Raw genomic sequence first — 16,888 nt, 5'->3', positions numbered from 1 at the left:
AAAGTATGGGAGGAATACGCTTAAATTGCCAATTATGCAGGATTTAATTAGGTAAAAAGTTCAGTAACAAAATGTTATGTGGCCCGAAAGCCACACAAACTCTAATTATTTATTATCATCACTGATACGACTTGCAACCGCCGTATTTTGATCTTTATATTTTGCGTCTTTACGCGTGTTATACGGATTTTCTGCAGGACTTGTCATGGTTTCAAAGCTCATGGCACCAATTTTCATCATTGGGCGAAGCGCCAATGGCAATTTACCTGAGTTATAAAACTCTAACACGATATTACCAGACCAGCCTGGATCAATACGATGTGCTGTAACATGTACCATCAAACCAAGGCGAGCTAACGATGAACGACCGTCTAACCAACCAACAATATCTGCTGGTAATGTGACTTTTTCATGGGTAATTGCCAGTGCCAGTTCACCTGGGTGCAGGAAAAATGCTTCTTCATCAGCAAGCACAATTTCGTCACTCATGATTGATTCCATCGCCTTATTTAACTGATCTTTTGGACCACTTAAGTCAACATAGGCTGCGGTATGATCTTGGAAAACTCGAAACTTGTTGCCCAAACGCAAGTCTACCGTCACACCTGAAATCATTTCTTTACTCGGTGTTGGCTCAATAACAATGCGGCCTTCGTCAATATACTGCTGAATATGGGTATCTGATAATCTCATTTATTATTCTACCTAATACAACTTAAACATATGATTTTAAGTTGAAAAAACACGCTAAGCTTTAAACTAAACACACCAAAAATCGAGTGTGTATCAGCAAAGCCAAATGGGGTGGCTATAGTGTGCCATATATTACACAAATCATCAGCGTGTTGCGCGAATAATTCTCAACTAAATAAGATAAGCCATCTCAGGTAATAAGATCAGCTCTTTCTGATTTATCTGAAGTACTGAGTTTTGTTTTAATGCCCCGATTATAAGGAGAATGAGGATAAGTTGTTATGGATTACGTCATTTTATCCGTAATAACATTGCCAGCATGCGTTGCCGCTATTTTAATTGCCAAACATTACGCTAAAAAGCATGATTTATGGCATGGCTTTCTCGTTTTTATCGGTTCATTACTATTAACTAGCTGGTCGGTGGTTGGCTTAGTTGCAAACGAAACGTTCTTTTTCCCACTGCCTTCATTACTCACTATTGTCTTTTACTTCTATTGTTTTGGTGAAACCGATATTGTGTTTATGCCTAATTTATTAATTAATCCTGGCATTGCCTTTTTTTGCTATTTTTCGAGTTACTTCTTTTATCGCAAGAAACCTTTCTAAACCCGTGTTATTAATTGTCACTTTTTGAAAATCACGTTTTAATAAAAAAAGCCGCTCATTGAGCGGCTTTTGTTCCTTTGGGGATCACATATTAAAAGCTATAACGGGCACCGATTGTGTAACGCGGTCCGTACTGGCGAGCAAATAAGAACTGCTCTTCGTAACGACCGTAGCCACGCTCAGTTTCGTTGTTAAGGTTTATACCTTCAAAGAAAACGGTCATGTTTTCGTTAATGTCGTAGTTAACGCTTAAGTCCCATTGACCGTAGGTATCGCCAAATTGTGGCGGCGCATCAGATGAGCCTTGCGATTGACCTACACCAATTAAGTACGAATCACGCCATGCGTAAGTTACTTTTACTGATAAGCCATCTTTATCATAGAAGGCTTGGAAGTTCGCTGAATCACTTAAGCCAGATAAAGGAGCTTGCTGAGTTAAACTTGCTACATCAAATTCAACATCACCATCAACAAACGTGGCATTAACCCCTAAACCAAAGCCGCTTTCACCAAACAAGTGTTGTACAGCAACTTCAAAGCCATCAACTGATTTACTATCTGTATTTTGTGGCTGAGAAATATTCCAAACCATCAATGGATCAGAACTCGTTGGCTCAATGGCACCATCCGCATTACCATAACCTAATGCCAACATTTCATTGAAAACAGCGTCACTCGTAGCCTGCTCGCCACGCGCTTCAACAGATGCAACAGCTTCAAGGTAACGTGGACCATTTAAGATATCGTATAAACCATCAATGGTTGTTTCAGTGATTTGCGTTTGAATAAAGTTATCTACGTCTTTTTTGAAGTAGCCAACCGATGCATAGCTGCCTTCACCGTAGTAGTACTCAAGCGATAAATCGAGGTTTGTTGATTCAAATGGCAACAAATTAGTATTACCTTGGCTACCTGTCCGAGCACCCGGTTTAGGGCTACCCGTTAAGCTACGGCCACCAGCCAAATTACCCAGCGGCGCACGTGCCATGGTTTTACCCCACGAAACTCGACCAACTAACTCGTCTGTAATTTCAACTTTTACGTCAATGTTCGGCAACCAAATATCGTAGTTACCTTCTTCTTGATAAAAGTTATCTGTGCCACCAGTTTCGTACTGCATGATCCACTCAGAAGCACTTACCCAGTTCACTTGGCTTTCAACACGTTGGCGAACCGTACTGGTTACATCAGTATCTTCATAGCGAAGACCTGCATTAATTTGGACAAAGTAATTTGCAACTTCAAATTCCCATAAACTGTTCACATAGAAGCTTTGCGTTTTTTCTTCTACGTAGCTTTCACTATCGATACCATCATAGAAAGGGTCAATTGAATATTGGTTATCGCCCAATAAGTCTTCATTTAAATAAGCAAGTTGACGCGCTAACGCTTCTTCAAAGCTATAGGTGTAGTAATAATTAGGCTCAAGCGCACTACCACCACCAGAGAATTGATCTAGCATGTCGCCAGTATCATTATAAGTGAACATGCCGTCTGGGAAGATTTCAGTGAATGATGGGTTAAAGCCCGGACCACCACGCAGACCACTCCAAGCGGTAAAACCACCCATCGTTTGCTTGGTGTGAGCCGCACCAAATTTCACTTTAACAAGCGGAATTTCAAAGCGCTCATTAAACCACGTTGTGTGAAGCTGAGCTTGCTCTACCTTAGACTCACCTGGTGAGTAGCTAAACTGGCTGAAGTTTGAATCAATTTCACTTGGATCCAGCACCGTTGTGCCGTTGTTCCAGTTAACGTAGGCGTGTGGAATTTCGCCAGTGCGGTAATCATACACTTTACTCTTTAACTGATCTGAGCCAAGAATGATTTGCCCTGTCGAACCTAAACCGTCATCTGCGCCATTATCTGTTTCGTTTTTCGAATCATGATAATCGAACTCAACTTCCCACTCATCGTTAATTTGCCACTCTAGGTTTAAACCAATTGAGCGCGCTTTAACTTCAGTGGTGCCTCGGCTAGCTGTAAATGAGCCATCGTTACCACTGATGTCGGCATAAATCGCTGTACCATTTTCATCAAGCTCATAGCCATTGATATTACTACCAAACTCATTCCAAATACCCCAACCCACGGTATTTACACCGGTAATTGCACGGCTTGCGGTGTAATCAACCGTCGCTGTAAAGTTTTCAACAGGTGAGTACTGTAACGTTACTTGGCCATTCGTTCTTTCACGTTCAACATCAGCAATGCTGTAGTTCATGTCTTTCGGGAAGAAGTAATTGCCTGTTGGGTTGCCGTCACTATCAACTGGGCGAGCATCAATGTAATCGCCTTCATCGAGTGTTGGTAAATCAACATTGGCCTGCCAACCTTGGATATTGGCATTTTGTTGTTGGAAGTCACGTTCTTGGTGCGAGAAAGACACCGCAAAACCAAATGTATCATCAGCATAGGTGTTGCTGTACATCGCTGAAAACTCAGGCGTTACATCATCACCCGCTTCATTAGATGAATCGTGAATCGCTTTAATTGATGAGCTAAATTTTTCACCTGGGCTATTTAACGGGCGCGTAGTAATAATATTTACCGTAGCACCTAGACCACCACTTGGTACATCTGCTTGCCCCGATTTTGCAACTTCAAGTGCACTAACACCATCAGCGGCAATGTTCTCAAGGGCGTAAGAACGCGTATAACCCGTACCCGGCATTTGACGACCATTTAGGGTGATAAGGTTAAACTCAGGACCAAAACCACGTACTGTAATTTCACTCCCTTCACCGTTAGAACGACTCACCGATACACCGGTAATACGTTGTAATGATTCAGCCAAGTTAGTATCTGGGAACTTACCCATTTCTTCGGCTGAAATCGCATCTACAACACCTGTTGCATCGCGTTTCATATCCATGGCGCGGATCATACTGCCACGAATACCTTTAATTTCGATAACTTCGATTTCGTTATCAGCCTTCTCTTGCTCATCCTGTGCGTAAGCAGACATAGTGCCTAGCCCTGCGGTTAAGATCATCGCAACTGACGCTGCAAGAGGTGTTTTAATAAATTTTGTGCTTTTCATGATTTACCTGCTTTTGCAATATATTGTCATGGATACTGGGTGCCGTATTCAGCACCCATCACTTGTTGCCAATGTTAATTACGGGTTTGCAATTACTGCATTATCAATACGGTAAACCGCACCTTCACCCATCCCCCATGACGGGAACACCATGACAACGTCGATTGCACTAATATCAAGACCTGCACTGAGTAAGTCTGCAAGTGTATACGTATAGGTTTGCCACTCACCCACCACAGGCTCGACACCTTCTTGGCTTGCACTTAACGCAAGCTCCACAGCTTGACCTGCATCGTTTGATTCAATTTTGAATAACCACTGTGCATCTTGGTTACTGGCGTTTGACACAATTTTCATCTCAAAACGAACCACACCTTCAGATAACAAGTGCGATGCATCAAAGCTCACGCCATCATCAGCTAGGAACCCCATTACCGTAGCGGTAGAACCAATTTGAAATTCTGCCACTGAGCCATGGGTTTCGTCATCCGTTTCGACTGTTGGTGTACTCCCTGCACAACAATCCCAAATGCTCCACAGATCTGCCACGTTTTCAGCAAATAGCGTTAGCTCTGATGCTGTAGATTCTTGCTCTGGAGCATAGATAGGTGCATTGTCAACACGATAAACAGCACCGTCACCTTGACCCCATGCAGGGAAAATCATGATGACATCAATCGCACTTACATCTAAACCAGCGTTTAATAAAGTACTGATTGGGAATGTATAGGTTTGCCATTCACCCGCTACAGGGTCAACGCCTTCTGTGCTTGTGTTTAGGTTAACTTCAACCGCTGTTGCACCTTCATTTGACTCAACTTTTAACAGCCAAGGCGCATCTGGCGTTGATGATAAAGAGGTGATCTTCATCTCAAATTGCAACATGCCATCATCAACCAGTGCTGATGCATCAAACTGCGTACCACTACCACCTGATGAAGTACGGTTGATAAAGCCCATTACGGTAGGTGTTGCACCAATCGAGAATTCAGCAGTCACACCATGTTCTTCGTCGTCGACTACTTCAACAGGTGTTGAACCACCACAACAATCCCACAGCGGCCAATCAAGATTCGTTTCATCGGTGAATAAGGTTAATGAAGGCAATGTTGTTGTGCCGCCATTGGTAATTTCAACATTATCAACACGGTATACTGCACCTTCACCTTGACCCCACGCAGGGAAAATCATGATCACATCAATCAGTGATACATTTAAACCCGCATCAGCTAATGTTTGCAGTGGGAAAGTATAAGTTTGCCATTCACCAGCAACTGGGCTAACACCTTCAGTACTTGCACTTAGGTTTAGCTCAACAGCTGTCGCACCTTCATCACTTTCGATTTTGAATAACCACGGTGCGTCAGGCGTTGATGGTAAAGACGTTACTTGCATATCAAACGTTACATAGCCGTCTTCTAACATCGCACTGGCATCATAAGGCGAGGCTTCACCGTTTTCATCGGTAATAAAGGCATCACGGCTGATAAAACCATTTACCGTAGCCGTTGCACCCACACTAAACTCAACCACATTGCCACGGTCGGCATCTTCAACTAACCCTGGCGTTGTGCCACCACAACAGTCCCATGCAGGCCAGTTAGGGTTAAAACTGCTATCAAAAATAGTCAGCGGCGTAACAGTACCATCACTTGGTGGTGTTGGCGCCGGCGCTGCACCTTGTACAAGTGCATCTTCTAAATCGTCGTAGCCAGGGCGGACGGTTTCACAACCTTTACCTGTGTCTGGGTTTTGCGAACACTCATAAACACGTACATAGTCAACTTCAAAAGTTTGACCGTTTTCGAATGCACTTGCATCAACACCAAGGGCATTAACGTTTTCAGGCCAATCACCACCTACCGCAAAGTTTAAAATTAAATAAAACTCTTGGTTAAATGGTGCAGCGTCCCAAAAAGTCGTTAACTCACCAGTTGTTTGATCATAATACTCGGTGTACCAACCCTTATGTTTAAGAGCCAGCGCTTCACCGCTTGCGTTGTAAAGCAATTCTGATTGGCGCTGCGTTGCGTATAAATAGTTATCTACATACCAACGAATTTCGCCTTCTTGCCATTCAATCGCATAAGTATGAAAGTCATCTGCCGGATTTGAATCTTGCGCGAAGGTGTATGCTTGACCACTACTATCATTATTTGGCCACGCTTGACCATAATGTAACGTGCCGTAGATATTTGACTCTAAGCCATCATCATTTTCGACTTTTAAATTCACTGATTCTAAAATGTCGATTTCACCTGAACGAGGCCACTCACCGTATACTTCGTCGGTTGGCATCATCCAAAACGCAGGCCAAGAACCTTGACCGCTTGGTAGTTTTGCTCTTACTTCAAAGCGGCCATATTTAAAATCGGCTTTGTAGCGAGTATTGATACGTGCAGATGTATAAGGCTTTGCAGCACCGTCTTCTGCAGGCAATGCAACGATATTAAGAATACCATCTGCAACAAAGGCGTTTTCTTCACTGTCGGTATAACATTGTTTTTCGTTATTACCGCCACCTGCACAGTCTATTTCGAAACTCCATTTATTTTCATCAATGGCATCACCATCAAAGTTATCTTCCCAAACCATGACCCAGTCTGAAACGGGTTCAGTTGTATCAATTGTATCAATTTTTGTATCTGTGGCAGAGCCACCGCAGCCAGCTAATGTCGCTACTGAAAGCGCCATTGCAAGTTGTGTTAAGTGTGTTTTGAATTTGTTCATTGCATTGAACCCTAACATTATGTGTTTGTTAGTACTCAACTGATCTATATGAATATTATTTTAATCAGTCAATTGTAAGCGCTTACATCAGGAGGCAAATAAAAAGGCCTAACAATGTAAGCGCTTTCATTAGAGTATGTCACGGTTATTAAAACGTCAATAAAATATTAACATTTACTGCGAATTTGTTTTTAGACATGTTTAACGAAAATATAGGCTTTATACGGCTAAAAATGGGGTTTAAGAGTGAATTCAATACAAAAGAAGCAATCAAGATCTTGTTAATAAGAAAAACCCATTAACAAGATCTTTGCAACAATTAATCTTCAGTAATGACAATTTCAACTGCGCTTGTGTGCGCCTGTTGATAATACAAGCTACTAGCAAGCACACGAGCCGCGGTTTTGTAAGTTTCACTTAATTTCGCCGTATTATCTTTGGCAATTAAGTCACCCTGCTCCGAGCTTTCACGAATTTCAATGGCCAGCGGAATATTCGCTAGTACAGGCACACCATGACGATGCGCTAATTTTACAGCGCCATCTTTACCAAATACATGATTGGGCTCACCACAATGGCCACACAAGAAGTAGCTCATGTTTTCAATTAAGCCAAGCACAGGGACGTTCACTTTATTGAACATAGCAATGCCCTTTTGTGCATCGGCTAGGGCTAAATCTTGAGGCGTGGTAATGATCACTGCACCACTGGCTGGCACTTTTTGGCTCATGGTTAATTGAATATCGCCCGTACCTGGAGGCATATCAACAATGAGATAATCAAGCTCACCCCAAGCGGTTTCGTTCATTAACTGATTAAGTGCTCCCGATGCCATTGGGCCGCGCCAAACGGTCGCGTCATCACTTGGCACTAAAAAGCCGATCGATTGTGCCTTGAGGTTATGCGCTTCAAAAGGAAGTAAATTTTTATTATCTGCTGTTTTCGGCTCTGCCCCTTGTAGACCCAGAAGCAATGGAATAGACGGGCCATAAATATCGGCATCAAGAATACCCACTTTGGCACCCTCTTGCTCTAAAGCCGAGGCAAGATTCACTGCTGTGGTTGACTTTCCAACGCCCCCCTTTCCTGAGGCAACGAGTACAATATGCTTAATTTGCTTAAAGCTATATAGGCTAGGTAATTTCACTTTAGCGCTAATTGACACAGGCACTGATAGTTTATCGGTGACAAATTTTTCAATGTCGTTGATTTCACTCAAGCCTGCAAAAGGGAGGTTTAATTTGACTTGCCAGCTTTTATCGCTGTTTTGATTAAGCTCTTCGAGCCAGTCTTGCTCAATGCCAATGGCAAATGCGTTACTACGATAGGCGGCTAAGGCATCAATGATAGGCGCTTTTTCAGCCGATTTACTTGAGAATAGTTTTGACAGTCCAAACATAGCAATAAATTAGCGTTTCTTTGATGAAAAGTGCTGCGGAATTATGTAACATTCAAGGCATTAAAACCAGACAATTAGATAATATCATTGCTTTGAGTTGTCTATGAGCAACTTACAATGTATTAAATAATGATATTCGAGCATTTTTGCATCGAACTAATCTCAATTCGGAATGATTATGGCACAGCGAAAGATCCTGATTACTAGCGCATTACCTTATGCCAATGGCCCGACTCACTTAGGCCATTTACTAGAATATATCCAAACAGATATTTGGGCGCGTTTCCAAAAACAACAAGGTCATGAAACCTATTACGTTTGCGCGGATGATGCTCACGGCACACCAATTATGCTTAATGCGCAAAAGCAAGGGATCTCGCCAGAAGAGATGGTTAAAAACGTCAGTGTTGAACGTCAACGCGACTTTGCTGATTTCAACATTGAATTTGATAACTATCACAGCACGCACAGTGAAGAAAACCGTCATTTCAGCGAGTTAATCTACAACCGTTTGAATGAAGCGGGTCACATTAAAAAGCATACTATTTCTCAACTTTTCGACCCAGAGAAAGGTATCTTCTTACCAGATCGCTTTGTAACGGGTACTTGCCCAACGTGTAAGTCAGAGGATCAAAACGGTGACAGCTGTGATTCTTGTGGTGCTACATACAGCCCAACTGAACTTATCAACCCACGCTCTGTAATGTCGGGTGCTGAGCCAATCTTAAAAGATTCGGAGCATTACTTCTTCGACCTACCTGCTTTTGAAGACATGCTTAAAGAGTGGTTACACTCAGGTACGATTCAACAAGAAATGGCGAACAAGCTTGATGAATGGTTTGCAGATGGCCTACAGCAGTGGGATATCAGCCGTGACGCACCTTACTTTGGTTTTGAAATCCCTGGTGCACCGGGTAAATACTTCTACGTGTGGCTCGATGCGCCTATCGGCTACATGGCGAGCTTTAAAAACCTGTGCGACAAAAAAGGGATTGATTTTGATGCATTCTGGCGCGAAGACTCAGATGCAGAGCTTTACCACTTCATTGGTAAAGACATCATCTATTTCCACAGCCTATTCTGGCCGGCAATGTTAGACGGTGCAAAGTTCAGAAAACCTACCAACGTTTTTGCACACGGTTTTGTAACTGTAAATGGCTCAAAGATGTCTAAATCAAAAGGCACCTTTGTTAAAGCGCGTACTTACCTTGATAACTTAGATCCTGAGTATCTTCGTTATTACTACGCAGCAAAACTAAACAACGGCATCACTGACCTTGATTTAAACCTTGAAGACTTTGCACTACGTGTAAACTCTGACTTAGTAGGTAAAGTGGTTAATATCGCAAGCCGCTGTGCAAGTTTCATCACTAAGAAATTTGACGGCAAGCTTAGCGACACTGTAATGGATGAAGCACTATTAGGTGAGTTCCAAGCGGCTTCTGCAAGCATTGCAAATCACTATGAAAACCGTGATTACAGCCGTGCAATTCGCGAAATCATGGCGCTTGCTGACAAAGCAAACCAATTTATCGACGCTAAAGCGCCGTGGGTGTTAATTAAAGACGAAACAAAGCAACAAGAAGCACACGATGTATGCTCACTTGGTTTGAATATGTTCCGTGTACTTATCACTTACTTAAAACCTGTTCTACCAGGTATGGCTACAAACGTTGAAGCCTTCTTAAACGACAGTTTAACATGGCAAGGCGCGCAAACAGCGCTGGTTGGTCACGCAATCAATAAATTCAAACCGTTAATGCAACGTGTTGAAATGGATAAAGTAAACAAAATGATTGAAGAATCAAAAGAAAGCCTAGTTGCTGAGAAAGATAAAGTTGACCCAAACAGCCCACTAGCTAAAGAGCCAATCAGCCCTGAAATCGAATTTGACGACTTTGCTAAAGTTGATTTACGTGTAGCGAAAATTGCTAAAGCAGAACACGTAGAAGGTGCTGAGAAACTACTTAAACTTACCCTAGATTTAGGCGGCGAAACGCGCCAAGTATTTGCAGGCATTAAATCTGCGTATGCACCAGAAGATATCGAAGGTAAGCTAACGGTTATGGTAGCAAACCTTAAGCCTCGTAAGATGCGTTTTGGTATGTCTGAAGGCATGGTATTAGCAGCCGGCCCTGGCGGTAAAGAAATTTATATTCTTAACCCAGATGAAGGCTCAGAGCCTGGCATGCGTGTAATGTAATTACACAATTACTAGCTACTATAAAAAACCGTTGTGTTTAGACACAACGGTTTTTTTGTGTTTAATGCGTGCTTCACATCGATGTAGTTAGTTTATGAACTTGGACATGCAGGGTGCTCAGCAAGCACTTGGGTAATTATTTGCCCAAACTGCTGGTGTTGTTGCTCGCTAATAGCAAAAGCGGCATTGTAAGCAAGGGTATCGGCAAGCTCACCCGTTATGACCTCATAAAAAGTCATCGCGGTCAGTAAGTGCCCTGCGTTTGATGCATGATTACCATCTGCACTGTAAAAATTAAGTTCAGGTAATGCGGCAATTGCTTTATCCCAAACTAAACCGATTGGGGCAACACAGCTTGCCTCTTTTTCACTAATCGACAAATGCAATTGATAGACAAGCTCCCCTTCTTTGCTGTCACCTTGTTGAGGATGCTCAGGAAACAAAATAGGCGTTATTTTCAGCTCTTTTGCACTGGCAATTAATCGCTCAGCCTCATTCGTAGAATAATTAACAGAACCAGACTGAGAGTACTTCTGACCTTGAAAAATAGCATGAGTCCAATTGGCTTGCTGTAGCTTTTCAACATTGCCAGATGTGTTCACTATTTCATCTAAAAAGCGACCACTGACGGTAAGTGTTGAAACTTGAGCGTTGGTTAACTCACTGGAAATAAGCTGTTCAAGCAAATCACCTAATTTAGCACTATGGCTATTGCCATAAATAATAATTTGATAGTCAGCACTACCACTGTTATCAACAATGGCAGCGCCAGAATTTGGTATTGATGTATCTGGGACGGACGTCGAATTTTCTGTGTTAGAGCCAGAACCACAGGCCACCAAGCCTATACAACAGCTTAGTAATATATAAACTGTTAAAGGCCTAAACCGCTTGTTTTCAGTCATTTATCGTTCCATCTATTGGCTTATTATTTTTATGTCATCAATATTGAGACATAAAACGCTAAATTGCCAATATTTGGACGATATTTAGCTAAGGGGCTAAGTATAAATCATGTAAAACCCGTTCTTTTCGAGGTAAGTGATAATCATCATAATCGAGTGACACAAGCACCCTCTTAGCTTTGCCTAATAACTCACTGCGAGGCACTAGCCCAATCACTCGTGAGTCTGCACTATTATCGCGGTTATCGCCCATCGCTAAATACATATCGCTGGGAATAACGACAGGGGCAAAATGCTGCATCACCGAGGGCGTTTTGGATATCTGAATAGCGTGCTGAACACCTGCAAGGTTTTCAATGAGTGTTTGCTGCTCTTGTTTGTCATCTGTTAATGCGTAATCAAGCGCTTTACCGTTAATGATCAATTTATTATCTATTAAAGTCACTGTATCGCCCGGCACGCCAATAACACGCTTTATTAAGCGATTATTTGCAGCCTTAGAATCAAATACAATGATATCACCGGCTTTTGGCTCATCTGTGCGCATTAGCGAAATATGACTAAATGGCACACGCAGATCATAAGCCATTTTATCCGTTAAAATTCGATCCCCTTCAACGATGGTCGGATTCATTGAGCCTGTTGGCACTTCATACCAATCAGCCACCGCACTTCTAAACACACTCATCAAACAGATGAATAAAATCAAAGAGCGGTTATTTTTCCATACCTTCAAAAGCCAGTTCATATTCGTTCCTTATTTGTTGTTTGTTTTCATAAGAGCTTGTGCGGTACAAATTAGTTCTCAACTAAATGTAACGAAATACGTCAATGATAAAAATACCATACATGATGTTAAAAATATTTGACACAGCAAACAATGAGTAGTTTACTTAACACCAAGTCAAATATTTTTTACATTGGATGATACGATGAGCTACAAAGAAATGACAATTTGGGGCACCTTGGTGGTAACCATAGGCCTGTTAAGCTATTACCTATTAGGCATTAATTCACTACAAGCTGCGGGTGATCTTAACCAAGATACCATGGTGTCTTATTTGTATAAGGTTGTTGTAGTTGCGGTGATCTTAGAGATCATTATGCAATCTGTGCTTGCTGGTATTAAACACAAAGAAGCAGACTTAGGGGATGATGAGCGCGACAAGCTCATTGAGCTAAAAAGCACCAAGCTTGGTCACTGGTTTTGCTCTGCAATTATCTTAATGTGTGTATTTTTAGCAACGCAAATTGAACGTGTATCTGGGCGTATGTTGTTACCTGAGGTCTCTGATCTATATAATATTATGCACTTTCTTATTATTGGTTTTTTAGTCAGTGAAATTATTACTATTGCCAGCAAAGTGTATTTATACCGAAGAGATAGCTAGATGACAAAACAGCTCAGTAATACCATTCGGGAACTTCGATTTCATCATAATGAAATGACTCAGCAAGCATTGGCAGAGGCAGTTGGCGTTTCAAGGCAAACCATAGTAGCAATTGAAAAAGGTAAATATTCACCGTCGCTAGAGGTGGCTTTTAAGATTGCTCAATTGTTTGATAAAAAACTAGACGACGTGTTTTCGTATCAGTAATTAACAAAAAAGGTTACCTAAATAGCTAACCTTTTATAAAGTCGTATCATTTAATTTTATGACTGCTGATTTTTGAACTGCGCTTTGGCTTGCTCAACTTCATCATCACTGATACCCACTGATTCAGCCGCTTCTTTAATAAGGTGTGGCTGCGTCATCACTAATGCCATCAATTGTTGAAGCTTTTCTGGTGGGATACCTAACTGTTGGACCAGACCCATTGCCATCATTGGGTTTTCCATAAACGCTTGAAACAGCTCACGCACTTTCTCGTCACTTACATTGTGCTCTTTGAGCATTGCAATAATAGGGTTCATATTAACCTTTACTTTTAACTACTAATAAAACCAATAATATGGGCAAATTGATGTTATTCAACTAACATCACCACTTTTCCCGAGTTTTCGTTGTTATCTAAAATACGGTGCGCCTCATTAGCCTCTTGCCAATTTAAGGTTTTGTAGATATTGCAATCGAACAGCCCGTTGGCCAAGTCATCATAAAATCGCGATATAAACTGCTCTTTTAAATCACGTTTAAATTCAATTGAACGGTTACGCAAGGTTGATGCATGAAATGATATGCGCTTACTAAGTAACCTTGCAAAGTCAACCTCAGCAAAGCGTGCATCTAAAAAGGCTAACATTACAATTTGACAATCCATTGCTGCAACGGCAGCATTTTTATTTAAATAGCGTCCTGAGACAGGATCAACAATGGTATTAGCCTGTAAATTATTGGCTTTGAAGTACTCTACAAAGTCAGTGGTTTTATAATTAATGGTGTGGTCTGCACCAAGCTGTTTGGCATGTTCGCACTTTTCATCGCTACCTGCAGTGATCACCACTTGAGCACCTGCGCGTTTTGCCATTTGAATTGCCGCCCCACCGACACCACTGGCTCCCGCATGGATCAGTGCCGTTTGCCCCGATTTAAGCTGACCAAATTGAAATAAGGCAGAAAAAGCCGTTAAGTATACTTCACTGATAGCAGCGCCCTCTGCCATTGTCATTTCATCTGGTAACGGCATCACTTGTGCGGCATCAACGGCAACATATTCACTATAAGCACCACCCGCACACAAGGCAAAAACGCGCTTATTAAGCAGGTCACCCGATACTGCACTACCTTGCTCAACAATGGTACCGGCGCATTCTAACCCTAAAATTTCACTGTCACCTTTTGGGGCTGGGTATTTACCTTGCCGCTGTAAACAATCAGCGCGATTAACGCCGATTGCTGCAACAGCAATAAGAACTTCGTTATCTTTTAAAACTGGTTTATCTGTTTGCGCAAAATGTAACTGTGAATCTTCGTGCTTAATATAACGCATATCACCTTCTATTTAATTCGTTGCCAGATCTCAGCTTCGACTAATTTGCCATTTTCATACAAGGTGTGATGCCACAAGTCACCTTCTAGTTTGTAATCAAATGCCATGGTCTTACCAAGTAGTGAAGGTACATTACCATAGGAAAAAGTTTCGATAAATTGCTGGTCTTGCAAAACATATTTTCCGCCACCAGCATAATGAAAGTTGCCTTGCTTTTGGGTGATATAGCTAAAATGACTAGGTGTAATCAGTTTAACTGAAGTTATTTCTGGCGCTTTTGCCGTCACATAGCCGTCATTGGTTGCATATTTGCCTTCAACAAATTGCCAGCTACCTAATAACGGATTGGCGCTTACCATAGACGAAATAAATAAACTCGATAATAACAGTGTGTTTTTCATAGTGCGTTCCTTAGCTTTTTGAACAGCATACGCTAACACTATGTTCCTATTAAACGGTTATAGATTGAGATTTTTTCATTTGAGCTCTCATCGAAGAAAAGCGCCAAGACTGCTTATAAGGATAAACATCAAGCAATTGCCCATCGTTTATAGCTGTTTGTAGTTGCTGCCACATTGTGGCGGTAAAAATATCTTGATGCGCAGCATTAAAGTGATCAAACGCCCGCTTATTGGCGCTAAAAAAGATTTTAAACTGGCTCGGAAATACGTCGTTTTCTGCGATATCAAAGTAACTTTCGCTACTGAGTTCATCTAATGAATCCTCGGTTTTGGGCAGCTCTCTAAATTGGCACTCTGTCATAGGGCAAATTTCATCGTAGTCGTAGAACACCACTCTTCCCCAACGAGTTACACCAAAGTTTTTCATCAGCATATCACCGGGAAAGATATTAGCGCCCGCAAGCTCTTTTATTGCTTTACCGTAATCAACCATTACTTGCTGCAGTTTTCGCTCATCACAGTCGTTGATGTACAAATTAAGCGGTGTCATTTTGCGCTCTACATACACATGGCGCAAAATAAGTGCATTACCCGAAATCACAAGGCTGTCACCAATTTGCTGTTGCATTGTTTGTATGAGCTCTTCACTAAATCGGCTCAAATCAAACGCTAAATAGCGAAATTCATGGGTATCGACTAGCCGGCCAACTCGGTCAGCTTGTTTGACAAAATCGTATTTAGCCATCACCTGCTGTTTGGTAGCCGTTTTTGGCGCACTAAATTTATCTTTTATTACCTTGTACACATAATCTGAGCCTGGGGTGGTAAATACCAGCATCACCATACCCGGCGTCCCCGGCGCAAGTGTGTATTTATCGTCAACGGGGCTATTACGCGTAGTATCAACTTTGTAACGATAAAACTCGGTTTTCGCGTGTTTGATAAAGCCTATGGCATTGAACAATTCAAAGCGTTGCTTATGAGGCATTAAAACACTGAGGTAATCAACGTATCGGGCGGGTTGGTCAGTGTCGACCATAAAATAAGTACGCGCAAAGCCAAACAACAAGCTGAGTTGATCAGCTCCCATCATCACGGCATCAATGTGCAACCCTTTTTCACTGTTTAATAGCGCAATCGCAAATGGCATGTTATCGCCGTTTTTAGCAATACAGCGGCCTATGATGTAGCAGGCTTTATTTCTAAAAAACAAAGAATTAGCGTATTCAATATAGCCATCGTTGAGAGCTAGCAGCTCATAAACTTGTGGGCATTGTTGTTGTGCTCCAGCAATCAAGGTGCGCTGTAACATGGCCACATCATCAGCAAAGTTAGCGTATTGTGAGCGAAACACATGGCGTTTAATCAAGCTGCTGATGGCACTTTCAAAGCCATTTTGCAGGGAAATGCGGCTAACCAGTGAATCAAAGGGCCTTGGCCCCAGTTGATAGCGCGCTTTTAGTACAAACAAGTGCACATTGCGGATTTTTCGTGAGTCCCAAATTGCGCCGAAGGTTGAATTAAAAAACGTATGAGCAATGGGCTGGTTTTCGTGGCTTTGCACCATTTCTGCGTATATTTGTTTGGCTAATAACCAAAGCGCTGGGTCGTCTACTTCGCTATAAGCAATAATTTTTACCGCTTGGCTTACCTTTTTGACTTGCCCTTCGTAAACTTGCAATCGCGATTTCATAGCCCCTTGAACTTGATGCCATTGGCGCTGCTCAAAGCGACTTTGAGCGCCGAGAGTTATATTTAAAAACTCTGCAAACATAGCCTCAAAGCCAGCATACACCGCACGGGCAAGCTTAGTCGCTACGACCTGATTTAACTGTTCGCTGTGTGATTTAACAGCCAAATGTGAACTCTGCTGTGGCATTATTTTTATCGCTTATGCTGATTATTTTAGTCGCCTTGTTTACACACAATAGCAAGCGCGCTTTAATTTAGGTAATTAATAAAGATAATAAATAAG

14 protein-coding genes are annotated in these 16,888 nt (G+C 41.9%); 4 read left to right on the top strand and 10 right to left on the bottom strand.

Annotated features, from left to right (window positions below; translation table 11 throughout):
- Positions 1-105 precede the first annotated feature (105 nt).
- Complete coding sequence (gene dcd, locus NH153_RS13210) at positions 106-693, bottom strand: dCTP deaminase (RefSeq protein ID WP_063704618.1); 588 nt, start codon at positions 691-693, stop codon at positions 106-108.
- Positions 694-974: 281 nt separating this feature from the next.
- Here dcd and NH153_RS13205 point away from each other — a divergent pair, with 281 nt between their 5' ends.
- On the top strand, positions 975-1,301 hold the full coding sequence (locus NH153_RS13205; protein ID WP_063704615.1) for a hypothetical protein: 327 nt from the start codon (positions 975-977) through the stop codon (positions 1,299-1,301).
- Between the two features lie 91 nt (positions 1,302-1,392).
- Here NH153_RS13205 and NH153_RS13200 read toward each other — a convergent pair whose 3' ends face one another.
- From NH153_RS13200 to apbC, 3 genes are all read right to left on the bottom strand, one after another.
- The gene (locus NH153_RS13200) at positions 1,393-4,344 is read right to left on the bottom strand and encodes a TonB-dependent receptor (protein WP_063704613.1); all 2,952 of its coding nucleotides are present in this window, start codon (positions 4,342-4,344) and stop codon (positions 1,393-1,395) included.
- Positions 4,345-4,422: 78 nt separating this feature from the next.
- Positions 4,423-7,074 (bottom strand): glycoside hydrolase family 16 protein, encoded by a 2,652-nt coding sequence (locus NH153_RS13195; RefSeq protein ID WP_063706126.1) that lies wholly within the window; start codon positions 7,072-7,074, stop codon positions 4,423-4,425.
- Positions 7,075-7,393: 319 nt separating this feature from the next.
- Positions 7,394-8,473, bottom strand: coding sequence for an iron-sulfur cluster carrier protein ApbC (gene apbC / locus NH153_RS13190; protein ID WP_063704612.1), 1,080 nt, complete (start codon positions 8,471-8,473; stop codon positions 7,394-7,396).
- A 178-nt stretch (positions 8,474-8,651) separates the two neighbouring features.
- On the opposite strand from apbC, the gene metG reads away from it, so the two are divergent.
- Positions 8,652-10,676, top strand: a complete 2,025-nt coding sequence (gene metG / locus NH153_RS13185; RefSeq protein ID WP_063704610.1) for a methionine--tRNA ligase — start codon at positions 8,652-8,654, stop codon at positions 10,674-10,676.
- Positions 10,677-10,768: 92 nt separating this feature from the next.
- On the opposite strand, the gene NH153_RS13180 is transcribed toward metG, so the two are convergent.
- Positions 10,769-11,581, bottom strand: coding sequence for a hypothetical protein (locus tag NH153_RS13180; RefSeq protein ID WP_063704608.1), 813 nt, complete (start codon positions 11,579-11,581; stop codon positions 10,769-10,771).
- A gap of 88 nt (positions 11,582-11,669) precedes the next feature.
- Positions 11,670-12,329 carry a signal peptidase I gene (gene lepB, locus NH153_RS13175; protein WP_063704606.1) on the bottom strand — a complete coding sequence of 220 codons (660 nt, stop codon included), beginning with the start codon at positions 12,327-12,329 and terminating at the stop codon, positions 11,670-11,672.
- Positions 12,330-12,513: 184 nt separating this feature from the next.
- Here lepB and NH153_RS13170 point away from each other — a divergent pair, with 184 nt between their 5' ends.
- Together NH153_RS13170 and NH153_RS13165 are read left to right on the top strand one after the other, a co-directional pair.
- Positions 12,514-12,972, top strand: a complete 459-nt coding sequence (locus NH153_RS13170; protein ID WP_063704604.1) for a hypothetical protein — start codon at positions 12,514-12,516, stop codon at positions 12,970-12,972.
- The gene (locus NH153_RS13165; protein ID WP_054552938.1) at positions 12,973-13,179 is read left to right on the top strand and encodes a helix-turn-helix transcriptional regulator; all 207 of its coding nucleotides are present in this window, start codon (positions 12,973-12,975) and stop codon (positions 13,177-13,179) included.
- A 56-nt stretch (positions 13,180-13,235) separates the two neighbouring features.
- Here NH153_RS13165 and NH153_RS13160 read toward each other — a convergent pair whose 3' ends face one another.
- Genes NH153_RS13160 through aceK form a run of 4 tightly spaced genes read right to left on the bottom strand, consistent with a single transcriptional unit; the run spans position 13,236 to position 16,792 of the window.
- Positions 13,236-13,496 (bottom strand): DUF2999 family protein, encoded by a 261-nt coding sequence (locus tag NH153_RS13160; RefSeq protein WP_054561248.1) that lies wholly within the window; start codon positions 13,494-13,496, stop codon positions 13,236-13,238.
- Between the two features lie 53 nt (positions 13,497-13,549).
- Positions 13,550-14,512 carry a putative NAD(P)H-quinone oxidoreductase, PIG3 family gene (locus NH153_RS13155; protein WP_063704602.1) on the bottom strand — a complete coding sequence of 321 codons (963 nt, stop codon included), beginning with the start codon at positions 14,510-14,512 and terminating at the stop codon, positions 13,550-13,552.
- 8 nt (positions 14,513-14,520) lie between these two features.
- Complete coding sequence (locus NH153_RS13150; protein WP_063704600.1) at positions 14,521-14,913, bottom strand: hypothetical protein; 393 nt, start codon at positions 14,911-14,913, stop codon at positions 14,521-14,523.
- Positions 14,914-14,962: 49 nt separating this feature from the next.
- Positions 14,963-16,792 carry a bifunctional isocitrate dehydrogenase kinase/phosphatase gene (aceK, locus tag NH153_RS13145; RefSeq protein ID WP_063704598.1) on the bottom strand — a complete coding sequence of 610 codons (1,830 nt, stop codon included), beginning with the start codon at positions 16,790-16,792 and terminating at the stop codon, positions 14,963-14,965.
- Positions 16,793-16,888 lie beyond the last annotated feature (96 nt).

It is taken from the genome of Pseudoalteromonas gelatinilytica, from assembly GCF_001641615.1.
GTDB lineage: Bacteria > Pseudomonadota > Gammaproteobacteria > Enterobacterales > Alteromonadaceae > Pseudoalteromonas > Pseudoalteromonas gelatinilytica.
The sequence above is the reverse complement of the archived record's forward strand: the minus strand, read 5'-3'. Positions and strand labels throughout refer to the sequence as shown.

Coding starts and splice junctions, on each gene's coding strand:
- dcd (WP_063704618.1), bottom strand. CDS start 693: ATGAGATTATCAGATACCCATATTCAGCAGTATATTGACGAAGGCCGC.
- NH153_RS13170 (WP_063704604.1), top strand. CDS start 12,514: ATGAGCTACAAAGAAATGACAATTTGGGGCACCTTGGTGGTAACCATA.
- metG (WP_063704610.1), top strand. CDS start 8,652: ATGGCACAGCGAAAGATCCTGATTACTAGCGCATTACCTTATGCCAAT.
- NH153_RS13160 (WP_054561248.1), bottom strand. CDS start 13,496: ATGAACCCTATTATTGCAATGCTCAAAGAGCACAATGTAAGTGACGAG.
- NH153_RS13180 (WP_063704608.1), bottom strand. CDS start 11,581: ATGACTGAAAACAAGCGGTTTAGGCCTTTAACAGTTTATATATTACTA.
- NH153_RS13200 (WP_063704613.1), bottom strand. CDS start 4,344: ATGAAAAGCACAAAATTTATTAAAACACCTCTTGCAGCGTCAGTTGCG.
- NH153_RS13150 (WP_063704600.1), bottom strand. CDS start 14,913: ATGAAAAACACACTGTTATTATCGAGTTTATTTATTTCGTCTATGGTA.
- lepB (WP_063704606.1), bottom strand. CDS start 12,329: ATGAACTGGCTTTTGAAGGTATGGAAAAATAACCGCTCTTTGATTTTA.
- apbC (WP_063704612.1), bottom strand. CDS start 8,473: ATGTTTGGACTGTCAAAACTATTCTCAAGTAAATCGGCTGAAAAAGCG.
- NH153_RS13205 (WP_063704615.1), top strand. CDS start 975: ATGGATTACGTCATTTTATCCGTAATAACATTGCCAGCATGCGTTGCC.
- NH153_RS13165 (WP_054552938.1), top strand. CDS start 12,973: ATGACAAAACAGCTCAGTAATACCATTCGGGAACTTCGATTTCATCAT.
- NH153_RS13195 (WP_063706126.1), bottom strand. CDS start 7,074: ATGAACAAATTCAAAACACACTTAACACAACTTGCAATGGCGCTTTCA.
- NH153_RS13155 (WP_063704602.1), bottom strand. CDS start 14,512: ATGCGTTATATTAAGCACGAAGATTCACAGTTACATTTTGCGCAAACA.
- aceK (WP_063704598.1), bottom strand. CDS start 16,792: ATGCCACAGCAGAGTTCACATTTGGCTGTTAAATCACACAGCGAACAG.